This window comes from Serratia sp. (in: enterobacteria) (assembly GCF_052400455.1).
Taxonomy (GTDB): Bacteria; Pseudomonadota; Gammaproteobacteria; order Enterobacterales; family Enterobacteriaceae; genus Serratia; species Serratia ureilytica.
Genome location: NZ_CP185812.1, coordinates 4,071,777 through 4,083,940, shown reverse-complemented (window position 1 = coordinate 4,083,940; position 12,164 = coordinate 4,071,777). Strand labels below are relative to the sequence as shown.

Sequence of the window (12,164 nt, the reverse complement as noted above, 5' to 3'; positions counted from 1 at the left end):
CAATGGCAAGTGGGAAATCGTCATGAAGAGCGAGCTAAGGGCGCTAAATCGTTAATAAATTGAAAAACCATAAAAAGATTTTCTGATGACAGGGCTGGAATGATTGGTTAAAGTTTTCGGCATTCCCAAGTCATTGGTGTTTTTTTCATCTGTTGTAAACAGTTATTACTGCCGGAGCCGCATGCCAAACGCTAATCACAATCTGGGCCGCCGTCGTTTATTACAGGGCGTTGCCGCCAGCTGGTTGCTGAGTGTGAGTCGCACGGGCTTCGCCGCGTCATCGCACGTGATTGCCGTGCGCGTCTGGCCGTCCTCCACTTATACCCGCGTCACGCTGGAATCCAACGTCGAACTGAAATACAAGCAGTTCGCCCTGACCAATCCCGATCGCGTGGTGGTGGATATCGAAGGCGTGCATCTCAACAGCGTGCTGAAGGGCATCGCCGGGCAGGTGCGCGCCGACGATCCTTATCTCAAGCAGGCGCGCGTCGGCCAGTTCGATCAGAATACCGTGCGGCTGGTGCTGGAGCTCAAGCAAAGCGTCAGCCCGCACATGTTCTCGCTGGCGCCGGTGCCGGAGTATCGCAACCGTCTGGTGATGGATCTCTACCCGACCAAAGGCGGCAGCGGCGGCGAGGAGTATGATCCGCTACTGGCGTTACTGGAAGATTACAACAAAGGCGACCTGGAGCGCACGCTGCCGCCCGAAGCGCCGCAGGCCGGCAAGGCGGGGCGCGATCGGCCGATCGTCATCATGCTGGATCCTGGCCACGGGGGCGAAGATCCCGGTGCGATCGGCAAGTATAAGACGCGCGAGAAAGACATCGTGCTGCAGATTGCCCGCAAGCTGAGCGCCATGATCAAGCGCGAGCCGAACATGAAGGTGTTCATGACGCGCAATGAAGACGTGTTTATCCCGCTCAAGGTGCGCGTCGCCAAGGCGCGCAAGCAACGCGCCGATTTGTTCGTTTCGATTCACGCCGACGCCTTCACCAGCCGCGCCGCGCGCGGGTCATCGGTGTTCGCGTTGTCCACCAAAGGCGCCACCAGCTCGGCGGCCAAGTTCCTGGCGCAGACGCAGAACGCTTCGGACCAAATCGGCGGCGTCAGCAAGAGCGGCGATCGCTATCTCGACCACACCATGTTCGATTTGATCCAGACCGCAACCATCAACGATAGCCTGAAGTTCGGCAAGGAAGTGTTGAACCGGATGGGTAAAATCAACCGGTTGCACAAGAATCGCGTCGATCAGGCCGGTTTTGCGGTGTTGAAGGCGCCGGATATCCCGTCGATCCTGGTGGAAACGGCGTTTATCAGCAATATTGAAGAGGAGCGCAAGCTGCGCACCAGCCATTTCCAGCAGCAGGTGGCGGAGTCGATTCTGGCGGGCATCAAGGCTTATTTCGCCAACGGCGGCGCGTTAGCGAGCCGATAGCGGCAGGGCCGGGCGCAAGTCCGGCTGTTTTTGCGGATTGCAGATACAAAAAAACACCCGTCAGGGTGCTTATCTGTTGTCATCAAGAGTTGGTTGCGGGGGCCGGATTTGAACCGACGACCTTCGGGTTATGAGCCCGACGAGCTACCAGGCTGCTCCACCCCGCGTCCGTGTAATACTTTGTTATCGAACCCAAACGCAAAATACCGCCACTGCGGCATCGGTTGGTTGCGGGGGCCGGATTTGAACCGACGACCTTCGGGTTATGAGCCCGACGAGCTACCAGGCTGCTCCACCCCGCGTCCGATGGATGCGCACTATACTCTCCATGCGTTTTGTTGCAAACCCTTTTTGCATTTTATTGGCCTAAACCCGTTTTTCTGCTGAATTTGCCCGCAATTTGCCTTCTTTTTCATCACCATCCTCCGTGCGGCTTTTTTTATTTGCAGCGATTCCTTTATCAATGAGCGTTTGTTATCGTTCAGCCGGTAGATCATATCAGTTTGAGAGTGTGCGCGATGAAAGGACGTTGGGGCAAATACCTGCTGGGCGGGTTGATGGTGGCGGTATTGGCGGGCTGTTCGTCCAAGCCGACCGATCGGGGTCAGCAATATAAGGACGGCCGTCTGGATCAATCGCTGGAGCTGGTCAATCAGCCCAACGCCAAAGGTTCGCCGGTCAACGCCAAGGATTATTCGGATCAGCTGATGGAGATCAAGTACGCGTCGCCTTCGCTGTTTAACCGCAACAACAGCACCTATCAGGCGGTGCAAAACTGGATGGCGTCCGGCGCCGACACGCGCATGCTGAGCCAGTACGGCCTCAGCGCTTACCAGATGGAAGGCGTCGACAATTACGGCAACGTGCAGTTTACCGGCTACTACACGCCGGTGGTGCAGGCGCGTTATACCCAACAGGGCGAGTTCCGTTATCCGCTGTACCGCATGCCGCCGAAGGGCAGGGGCCGCTTGCCGGATCGCGCGGGCATTTATTCCGGCGCGCTCGACGATCGCTATATCATCGCTTACACCAACTCGCTGATGGACAACTTCATGATGGAAGTCCAGGGCAGCGGCTACGTCGACTACGGCAACGGTCAGCCGCTGGTGTTCTTCGGCTACGGCGGCAAGAACGGCCACGCCTACCGCAGCATCGGCAAAGTGCTGATCGATCGCGGTGAAGTGGCCAAGGCGGACATGTCGATGCAGGCGATCCGTCAGTGGGCGGATACCCACAGCGCCGCAGAGGTGCGCGAGCTGCTGGAGCAGAACCCGTCGTTCGTGTTCTTCCGCCCGGAAGCTTTTGCGCCGGTGAAAGGCGCCAGCGCGGTGCCGCTGATCGCCAAAGCGTCGGTGGCCTCCGACCGTTCGCTGATCCCGGCAGGCACCACGCTGCTGGCCGAAGTGCCGCTGCTGGACAACAAGGGTAAATTCACGGGAAAATACGAGATGCGTCTGATGGTCGCGCTCGACGTGGGCGGCGCCATCAAGGGCCAGCATTTTGACATGTATCAGGGCATCGGGCCGGAAGCCGGCCACTCGGCGGGGTACTACAACCACTATGGCCGCGTCTGGGTGCTGAAGAACAACGGCGGCGGCCAGCTGTTCAGCGCCAATCAGTCAAACGGCGGCGGTTCGTTGCTGGTCACCCGCTAAACGCGCACGGCGTGAAAAGATTGACCCGCAGGGGCCGGATTTTCCGGCCCTTATCATTTGCATTACGAAGGTAATTAAAGCGTTATGAGCACAGCTTATTCGGAAGCCTATCTGCAGCGTTTCGGCGGCACGGCGCGGTTATACGGCCAGCAGGCGCTGGCGGTGTTCGCGCAGGCGCACGTCTGCGTGATCGGCATCGGCGGCGTGGGTTCCTGGGCGGCTGAGGCGCTGGCGCGCACCGGCATCGGCGCCATCACTCTGATCGACATGGATGATGTTTGCGTCACCAATACCAACCGTCAGATCCACGCGCTGCGCCAGCACGTCGGGCAATCGAAAACCGAGGTAATGGCGGAGCGTATCCTGGCGATCAACCCGGAATGCCGGGTGACCTGCATTGACGATTTCATTACCCCGGACAACGTCGCCGAGCTGCTGGACCATAACTTCAGCTACGTCATCGACGCGATCGACAGCGTACGGCCGAAAGCGGCGCTGCTGTCATACTGCCGCCGCTTCAAGATCCCGGTGGTGACCACCGGCGGCGCCGGCGGGCAGATAGATCCGACCAAAATCGAAGTGGCCGATCTGGCGAAAACCATTCAGGATCCGCTGGCCGCCAAACTGCGCGAGCGGCTGAAGCACGATTTTAACGTGGTGAAAAACGGCAAGGGCAAGCTGGGCATCGACTGCGTCTTTTCCAGCGAGCCGCTGGTTTATCCGCAGCCGGACGGTTCGGTATGCGCTTCGCGCAGTACGGCGGAAGGGCCGAAAAGAATGGATTGCAGCGCAGGTTTCGGCGCGGCGACCATGGTCACCGCCACCTTTGGCTTCGTCGCCGTGTCGCACGCGCTGAAAAAGATGGTGGCGAAGGCGGCGCGTCAGGCGTAACGGGCGGCGATCGCCTGCACGGCGGCGGCCAACGCCGCCAGCCCGCTGGCGCGAGTGGCGCTCAGCTGAGCGCGCAGCGCCAGGCGGTCGAACAGCGCCAGCGGATCCAATTCGGCGATCTGCTGCGGCGTTTTGCCTTCCACTTCGGTCAGCAGCACCGCCAATAGGCCACGCACGATGCGGCCTTCGCTGTCGCCATAAAAGTGCAGCGTGCCGTCTTCCAGCAACTGGTGCCCCAACCAGACGCGGTTTTCACACCCGCTCAACGCCATTTCTTCACTGCGCAAGGCCTCCGGCAGCGACGGCAGCCGTTTTGCGAGCATAATCAGTTGGCGGTAGCGGTCTTCCCACTGTTTCAGCGCGCTGAAGGTGGCGATCAACGCTTCGGCGGTGATCTCTCGGCCAAAAGGATGGGGGGCGAGCATAGCGTCTCCGGGAGTCAAGTCAGTCGGCCAGCAGGTCGAGGGCGTGGGTCAACGCGCTGACCAGCGTATCGACGTCCTGTTGAGTATTGTAGGGGGCGAACGACGCGCGCAACGTGCCGCTGACGCCTAACGCCGCCATCAGCGGCTGCGCGCAGTGCTGGCCGGCGCGCAGCGCAATGCCTTGCTCCGCCAGCAGCGTGACGATGTCGCTGTGGTGTACGCCGGCGATATCGAACGCCAGCAGGCTGGAACCGGAACTGCGGAAGCTGCGAAAGCCCGGCAGCTGCGCTAACCGCTGTTCCGCCCGATCCGCCAGCTCGCGACTGTAGCGCTCCGCCGCCGCCATGTCCTGTTCGCGAAGCCAGGTGAGCGCGGCGGCCAACCCCAGCACGCCGGCGATGTTTGGCGTGCCGGCTTCGAAGCAGTGCGGCGGTTTTTGCGGGATAAAACCGTCGAACGACGCCTGGGTCAACATCTTTCCCCCTCCTTGCCACGGCGCCATCTGCGCCAGCAGCTCGGATTTGCCGTACAGCGCGCCGATGCCGGTCGGTCCATACAGTTTGTGGCCGGAGAAGGCGTAGAAATCGATATCGAGCCGCTGTACGTCGGCTGGGTCGTGAACCACGCCCTGTGCGCCGTCGATCATCACGCGCGCGCCGGCGGCATGGGCCAGCGCGATCGCCGGCGCCAGATCCGGGCAGCCGCCGGTGACGTTGGACATTTGCCCCAGCGCCAACAGGCGGGTTCTATCGTTGAGCAGGGCGGGGAGCTGCGCCAGGTCCGGCAGCCGGTCGGCGCCGATCGGCAGTTTCACTACCCGGGCGCCGGTTTGATCCGCCACCATCAGCCAGGGGATCAGGTTGGCGTGGTGTTCCGCTTCGCTCACCAGAATTTCATCCCCCGGCTGCAGACGCGGACGCAGATAACTCTGCGCCACCAGGTTGATCGCCTCGGTGGTGCCGCGCGTCCAGACGATGTCGTCGGCCGACGGCGCATGGATCAGTTGCGCGACCTGGCCGCGCGCCTGCTCGAAACGGGCGGTCAGATCCTGCGCCGCCCGATGCTGGCTGCGGTGCACGGTGGCGGCGTCGTCGCGATAAAACTGCTGCGTGGCGTCGATCACCGCCTGCGGTTTCAACGCGGTGGCGGCGCTGTCCAGATAGATGCCGTCCTGCGCGAGCGCGGGAAACTGTTGGCGAAAAAGGCTGGGGTTAAAAGGCGTCATACCCTGATTGTCACTGGCTTGAGTCGATGGGTGATCCTGTCCTATTTTGCCGCCGGAGACAAGCGTTCGCGCCGATTAGGACTTATCGCCTGGCAAAATTGGGAAAGTTTGTTATGCTATTAAACGTGCGCTTATTAATCGCATCTATACACATAAAAGGTATTTATCAGCATTTAAAACTAAAAAGGAGTCCTCAATGAAGAAAACAGCCGCAGTTCTCTCTGCCCTGATGCTTACGTTCACCCTGGCCGCCTGTTCCAGCAACTACGTGATGCATACCAATGACGGACGCACCATTGTCGCTGACGGCAAGCCTAAAGTGGATAACGATACCGGCATGATCAGCTATAAAGACGCCAACGGCGTCGAACAGCAGATCAACCGCGCCGATGTGAAAGAGATGGTTGAAAGCAACCAGTAACCGTCAGGCAAAAAAAAGCACCGCAAGTTTTGCGGTGCTGCATAAAATCACTATGGACAGACAGGGTAAATGTACAGGAAGTGAAAAAACAGTAGCCTAGCTACCATGTCCGGAATCGCCGGACAATTTGCAAACACAACATCACAACCACAAGCCAAAAGTTCATCGGCGTCCTCGACACCCACTCCCTTTTCGTTCCGGCCCGGGAAGTGCCGCCACTATAGGTATTTGCTGGCGCATCCTCAACGGACAAATTATAATGGCTCGGATTAAAAAAACTAATGGCAATGCGCCGTTAGCGTTTGTCCATGGCTTGCCACACAAAGCCGCCCGATTTTCGGCGCCGAATCATTCGGATTAATGTTACACAAAAGTAGCTAATTTAATGTCTAAACGCTTACCTCCCCTCAATGCGCTGCGCGTGTTCGATGCGGCCGCTCGCCACCTGAGTTTCACCAAGGCGGCGGAAGAGCTGTTCGTGACTCAGGCCGCGGTGAGCCACCAGATCAAGTCGCTGGAGGACTTCCTCGGGCTGAAGCTGTTTCGCCGGCGCAATCGCTCGCTGCTGCTGACCGAAGAGGGGCAAAGTTACTACCTTGATATCAAGGAGATCTTCTCTTCGATCAACGAGGCGACGCGCAAGCTGCAGGCGCGCAGCGCCAAGGGGGCATTGACCGTCAGTTTGCCGCCGAGCTTCGCCATTCAGTGGCTGGTGCCGCGTCTGTCCGGCTTTAACTCAGCTTATCCGGGCATCGACGTGCGCATCCAGGCGGTGGACCGTGAAGAGGACAAGCTGGCGGACGACGTCGACGTGGCGATTTTCTATGGCCGCGGCAATTGGCCGGGGCTGCGCGCCGAGCGCCTGTATGCGGAATATTTGCTGCCGGTTTGTTCGCCGAGCCTGCTGACCGGCGATCATCCGCTGAAAACCGCAGACGATCTGGCTTATCATACGCTGCTGCATGACGTTTCACGTCGCGACTGGCTGGCCTATACGCGCCAGCTGGGGTTGCAGCACATCAACGTACAGCAGGGGCCAATCTTCAGCCACAGCGCCATGGTGGTGCAGGCGGCGGTGCACGGTCAGGGCGTGGCGCTGGTGAACAACGTGATGGCGCAAACCGAGATTGAAGCCGGTCGTCTGGTGTGCCCGTTCAATGATGTGTTGGTCAGTAAAAATGCTTTTTATCTGGTATGTCATGACAGCCAGGCAGAACTGGGTAAAATAGCCGCCTTCCGGCAGTGGATCCTGGCGCGTGCCGCCAGCGAACAAGAGAAGTTCCGCTTCCGCTACGAACAATAAGGCCGGCCGCCGCCTTGCCGCGGTCGGTGATTTTTAATGGGATAGATCACGATGAGCAGCCGTTCCATGCTGGTTTTCGCCGCTATCAGCGGCTTTGTGTTTGTCGCGCTGGGCGCATTCGGCGCGCATGTGTTAAGCGGCACGCTGGGCGCCAACGAAATGGCCTGGATCCGCACCGGGCTGGAGTATCAGGGGTTCCACACCCTGGCCATCCTGGCGCTGGCGGTCGCGATGCAGCGCCGCGTGAGCCTGTGGTTTTACTGGAGCGGAGCGCTGTTGGCGTTCGGCACCGTGTTGTTCAGCGGCAGCCTCTATTGTCTGGCGCTGTCGCACCTGAAGGTCTGGGTATATATCACGCCGGTTGGCGGCGTGTGCTTCTTGATCGGCTGGATATTGATGTTGATTGGCGCTTTGCGTCTGAGGAAAAAGGCCGAGCGCCATGAATAAGATTGCGTTGTACTGCCGTCCCGGCTTCGAAAAAGAGTGTGCGGCGGAGATCACCGATAAAGCCGCCCAGCTGGAGATTTACGGCTTTGCGCGGGTAAAAGAGCACAGCGGTTACGTGTTGTTCGAATGCTATCAGCCGGACGATGCCGACCGCCTGGCGCGGGAGATTCCGTTCCGCGAACTGATTTTCGCCCGCCAGATGATCGTGGTGGGTGAGCTGCTGCGCGATCTGCCGCCGGAAGATCGGGTATCGCCGATCGTCGGCATGCTGATCGGCGTGGTTGATCGCGGCGGCGAGCTGCGGGTGGAAGTGCCGGACACCAACGAAAGCAAAGAGCTGATGAAATTCTGCCGCAAGCTGACGGTGCCGCTGCGCGCCGCGATGCGTGAGCAGAAGGTGCTGATGGCGCGGGAGAACCCGACTCGCCCGGTGGTGCACGTGTTCTTCATCGCGCCGGGCTGCTGTTACGTCGGTTACTCCTACAGCAACAACAACTCGCCGTTCTACATGGGCATTCCGCGTCTGCGCTTCCCGGCCGATGCGCCGAGCCGTTCGACGCTGAAACTGGAAGAAGCGTTCCATGTGTTCATCCCCGCCGACGAGTGGGACGAGCGCCTGGCCAGCGGCATGCATGCGGTCGATCTGGGGGCCTGCCCGGGCGGCTGGACCTATCAGCTGGTGAAGCGCAGCATGATGGTGCATTCGGTGGATAATGGCCCGATGGCGCCGAGCCTGATGGAAACCGGCCAGGTAACGCATCACCGCGCCGACGGCTTCAAGTTCGAGCCGAACAGCAGCAAGATCTATTGGTTGGTGTGCGACATGGTGGAGAAACCGGCGAAGGTGACCAGCCTGATGATTCAGTGGCTGGTGAAAGGCTGGTGCCGCGAAGCGATCTTTAACCTCAAACTGCCGATGAAAAAACGCTACGAGGAAGTGTCGCAAAACCTGATGAGCATCCGCGAAGCGCTGGGCGCTGCCGGCATCAGCGTTGAAGTGCATGCCAAGCAGCTGTATCACGATCGCGAAGAGATCACCGTACACGTGCGCCGCATGTGGTCGGCGGTGCCGGGCCGCCGCGACGAGCGCGATTAATCGCGTTAAACCTGATGAAGGGCGCTGCTTGCAGCGCCCTTATTGTATCGGCAGGCGCAGCTGCTGCAGGTTGCCGTCCAGCGACAGATCGGTGCGCAGCGTGGCGACGTGTTTGCTGACGTAGGCCAGCTCGCGGTGCTGCTCCAGCTTGCCGCGCCATTTCTCCGGCACCTGCTCCAGGTGCTGATAGATCCCGTCCAGACTGCCCGACTGCTGCAACAGCAGCACGGCGGTTTTCGGCCCGATGCCGGCCACGCCGGGGATCTTGCTGCTGCCGATCCCCGCTAACCCCCAGTAGTCCGGCAGTTGCTGCGGCAGCACGCCGAATTCCTGCTGCACGAAAGGCATATCCAACCAGCGTTTCTGGAAGTAATCGCGGATCTGTACGTTCGGCGCCAGCAGTTGGCAATAGCCTTTGTCGGTGGAGACGATGGTCACCTGGTGGCCGCCGCCGGCGACCTTCGCCGCCAGCGTGGCCGCCAGATCGTCTGCCTCGTTGCCGGGTGAATGCCAGCTGGCGACGCCCAGTTCGGCGAAGGCCTCACGCAGCTGCGGCATCTCCTGTTGCAGGTTTTCCGGCATCGGCGAGCGCCCGGCCTTGTAGTCCGGCAGAATTTGGTGGCGCCAGCTTTCGCTGCGGTCGTCCTCGTCAAATACCGCCACCGCGTGGGTTGGGCGGCTGTGCTGAAGCAACTGCTGCAGCGCGTGGCGGCAGGCGTTGACGCAAGGGGAGCCCTGTACGGCGTGAATGCGGCGGATGAGGTTCAGGGCGTCGACAATCAGTAGGTGTATCATCATGGGCGGCAAGGTCAGAAAAAACAGGGCGGCCGTTACGCCGCCCGGGATTGAGGATCAGGCGACGATTTCGTAGCAGGGCACATAGGCGCTGCCCGGCAGCTTCATGCGGTGCTGGGCGACAAAGCCCTGCAGCAGGCTGTCCATCTGCTTCATCATCTGCGGTTCGCCGTGCAGCTTGTATGGGCCGAACTGCTCAATGGCGTGGATGCCGTTTTCCTTCACGTTGCCGGCCACGATGCCGGAGAAGGCGCGGCGCAGCGCGGCGGCCAATTGCTCCGGCGGCTGGTTCGGATACAGATTGAGGTTCGCCATGTTCTCGTGGGTCGGCTCGAACGGCAGCTGCAGATCCGGCGCGATGCGGATCGACCAGTTGAAACTGTAGGCGTCGCCGGTGTTGCGGCGGTTTTCCTTCACCAGCGGCATGGCTTTTTTCATCTGCCGGGCCACTTCCGCCGGATCGTCGATGATGATGGTGTAGTGACGGCGCGCGGCGTCGCCCAGCGTGTTCATGATGAACTCGTCCAGCACGCGGAAGTAATCGGCGCTCTCTTTTGGCCCGGTCAGGATCAGCGGCAGCACCTGCTCGCTGTTCTCCGGGTTCATCAGGATACCCAGCAGGTACAGCAGCTCTTCGGCGGTGCCGACGCCGCCCGGGAAGATGATGATGCCGTGCGCGATGCGCACGAACGCTTCCAGACGTTTTTCGATGTCCGGCATGATCACCAGCTCGTTCACCAGCGGGTTAGGCGGCTCGGCGGCGATGATTGACGGCTCGGTCATGCCGATGAAGCGGCTGTTGCGGTAACGCTGCTGCGCGTGACCGACCGCCGCGCCTTTCATCGGCGCTTCCATGGCGCCCGGCCCGCAGCCGGTGCAGATGTTCAGCTCGCGCAGGCCCAGCTGGCTGCCGACCTTGCGCGCGTACAGGTATTCGTTCTCGTTGATCGAGTGCCCGCCCCAGCACACCACCATGTTGGGATCCTCATCCAGATGCAGCGTGCGCGCATTGCGCAGGATCGAGAACACCAGGTTGGTGATGTGGGCCGAGTTTTCCAGGTTCAGGTGTTGGAAACGGCCGGCGCTGGCGATTTGGCCGTGCACGAACAGAATGTCGCGCAACACGGCGAACAGGTTGGCCTGCAGTGAACGGATGATGCGGCCGTCGACGAACGCCTCTTCCGGCGGATTGACCAGCTCCAGCTTCACGCCACGCTCGCGGCGCAGCACGTTGATATCGAAGGTTTCATAGCGCGACAGCAGCTGTTTGCTGTTGTCGGTTTGGCTGCCGGAGTTCAACACGGCCAGCGAACAGTTGCGAAACAGGCGGTACAGGTCGCTGCTGGCGGTGCGCTTCAGCATGTCTACTTCCAACTGCGACAATAAATCCATAGAGCCAAGCGGGCTGATGTGTGTAATCAAGGTAACTCCTTTGCACCCGGTGCGGGGCGGTAGTAATCCATACGCAGCAAAACAGCATCTCGTTATGGTTGGCGTGCTGCGGCGAAGCGGGCGCTCTGCCCGGCCGCAGCCTCGTTTTAACCTTACCGCCGTCCCTGCGCTTTTACCAACACAAACCGCTCGTTAGCTCAGTTGTTGAGCAATGTTTCGCACTTATTGGCGCGCCAGGCGGCCGTGCCCGGGAGCGAATGCGACGTTGCTGCGCCACGGGTTGATATCCAGTCCGCCGCGGCGGGTATAGCGGGCGTAAACCGTCAGGCTTTGCGGCCGGCAATAGCGCATCAGATCGTTGAAGATGCGCTCGACGCATTGCTCGTGGAATTCGTTGTGGTGGCGGAAGGAAACCAGATAGCGCAGCAGCGCTTCGCGATCGAGCTTGCCGCCGCGGTAGCTTATCTGCACCGAGCCCCAGTCCGGCTGATGGGTGATCAGGCAGTTGGACTTCAGCAGGTGGCTGACCAATTGCTCTTCCACTACCTCTTCACCGGCGGCGTTCTGCAGGTAGTCGGCGTTGAACTCATAATTGTCGATGCGAATATCCTGCTGGTCGATGCAGTCGCCGGCCAGACGAGCGATCGGGCTGCCTTCCAGTTGGTCGACGCTGAACAGGGTGACGCTCACCTCGCCCTGGGCGCAGGCGGACAAATCGCGTTGCAGCGTGCTGCGCACCGTTTCCCAATCGGCGAACGGCGTTTGGTTGAAGCTGTTGAGATACAGCTTGAAGCTTTTCGATTCGATCAGGTTCAGGCTGTCGGCGTTGAGGCTGATCTCGCCCACCGCCACCTGAGGCAGCCCGTTGGCGTTCAGCCAGGAGAGTTCGTACAGCGTCCAGATGTCCGCGCCGTGGAAGGGCAGTTTGTCGGGATACAGCCCCAGCGGCTCGCGGTTCATGCTGCGCGGCACCGCCTGCAGCAGCGTGGCGTCGTAGCGATCGCGATAGGCGGTGGGTTTGCCCAGCGTCAGCCCTGACAGGGCCTGGTGGTCTTGATATGAGGACATCTGCTGTCACC

12 protein-coding genes and 2 tRNA genes are annotated in these 12,164 nt (G+C 60.4%); 7 read left to right on the top strand and 7 right to left on the bottom strand.

Translation table 11 applies throughout. The features are described from left to right. The first annotated feature begins 181 nt into the window (after positions 1–181). Positions 182–1,435, top strand: a complete 1,254-nt coding sequence (gene amiC, locus ACORQT_RS19775; RefSeq protein ID WP_033644859.1) for an N-acetylmuramoyl-L-alanine amidase AmiC — start codon at positions 182–184, stop codon at positions 1,433–1,435. A gap of 90 nt (positions 1,436–1,525) precedes the next feature. On the opposite strand, the gene ACORQT_RS19770 is transcribed toward amiC, so the two are convergent. Beyond that, a tRNA-Met gene (locus ACORQT_RS19770) sits at positions 1,526–1,602 on the bottom strand. 58 nt (positions 1,603–1,660) lie between these two features. Continuing rightward, positions 1,661–1,737 (bottom strand) — tRNA-Met (locus ACORQT_RS19765). Between the two features lie 216 nt (positions 1,738–1,953). Here ACORQT_RS19765 and mltA point away from each other — a divergent pair. Beyond that, positions 1,954–3,090, top strand: a complete 1,137-nt coding sequence (gene mltA / locus ACORQT_RS19760) for a murein transglycosylase A (RefSeq protein ID WP_033644860.1) — start codon at positions 1,954–1,956, stop codon at positions 3,088–3,090. 84 nt (positions 3,091–3,174) lie between these two features. After that, positions 3,175–3,981 (top strand): tRNA cyclic N6-threonylcarbamoyladenosine(37) synthase TcdA, encoded by an 807-nt coding sequence (gene tcdA / locus ACORQT_RS19755; RefSeq protein ID WP_004931886.1) that lies wholly within the window; start codon positions 3,175–3,177, stop codon positions 3,979–3,981. Here the strand turns inward: tcdA and csdE are convergent. Beyond that, a complete protein-coding gene (csdE, locus tag ACORQT_RS19750; RefSeq protein WP_046687719.1) occupies positions 3,972–4,406 on the bottom strand; it encodes a cysteine desulfurase sulfur acceptor subunit CsdE in 435 nt (144 codons plus the stop codon). The genes tcdA and csdE overlap by 10 nt on opposite strands. Before the next feature lie 19 nt (positions 4,407–4,425). Then, complete coding sequence (csdA, locus tag ACORQT_RS19745; RefSeq protein ID WP_042785270.1) at positions 4,426–5,631, bottom strand: cysteine desulfurase CsdA; 1,206 nt, start codon at positions 5,629–5,631, stop codon at positions 4,426–4,428. Between the two features lie 196 nt (positions 5,632–5,827). On the opposite strand from csdA, the gene ACORQT_RS19740 reads away from it, so the two are divergent. From ACORQT_RS19740 to rlmM, 4 genes are all read left to right on the top strand, one after another. Beyond that, a complete protein-coding gene (locus tag ACORQT_RS19740) occupies positions 5,828–6,052 on the top strand; it encodes a YgdI/YgdR family lipoprotein (protein ID WP_025304050.1) in 225 nt (74 codons plus the stop codon). A 385-nt stretch (positions 6,053–6,437) separates the two neighbouring features. Next, entirely contained in the window at positions 6,438–7,355 is a 918-nt protein-coding gene (locus tag ACORQT_RS19735; protein ID WP_004931894.1) for a transcriptional regulator GcvA, read from the top strand. 51 nt (positions 7,356–7,406) lie between these two features. After that, positions 7,407–7,802, top strand: coding sequence for a DUF423 domain-containing protein (locus ACORQT_RS19730; RefSeq protein WP_004931896.1), 396 nt, complete (start codon positions 7,407–7,409; stop codon positions 7,800–7,802). Further along, the gene (rlmM, locus tag ACORQT_RS19725; RefSeq protein ID WP_019455735.1) at positions 7,795–8,898 is read left to right on the top strand and encodes a 23S rRNA (cytidine(2498)-2'-O)-methyltransferase RlmM; all 1,104 of its coding nucleotides are present in this window, start codon (positions 7,795–7,797) and stop codon (positions 8,896–8,898) included. The genes ACORQT_RS19730 and rlmM overlap by 8 nt, the downstream gene beginning before the upstream one ends. A 39-nt stretch (positions 8,899–8,937) precedes the next feature. On the opposite strand, the gene xni is transcribed toward rlmM, so the two are convergent. The 3 genes from xni to queF form a co-directional block, all read right to left on the bottom strand. Next, complete coding sequence (gene xni / locus ACORQT_RS19720) at positions 8,938–9,696, bottom strand: flap endonuclease Xni (protein WP_042785269.1); 759 nt, start codon at positions 9,694–9,696, stop codon at positions 8,938–8,940. Between the two features lie 54 nt (positions 9,697–9,750). Further along, entirely contained in the window at positions 9,751–11,115 is a 1,365-nt protein-coding gene (gene ppnN / locus ACORQT_RS19715) for a nucleotide 5'-monophosphate nucleosidase PpnN (RefSeq protein WP_019455737.1), read from the bottom strand. Between the two features lie 192 nt (positions 11,116–11,307). After that, positions 11,308–12,153 (bottom strand): NADPH-dependent 7-cyano-7-deazaguanine reductase QueF, encoded by an 846-nt coding sequence (queF, locus tag ACORQT_RS19710; RefSeq protein WP_072627067.1) that lies wholly within the window; start codon positions 12,151–12,153, stop codon positions 11,308–11,310. Between the last annotated feature and the right edge of the window lie 11 nt (positions 12,154–12,164).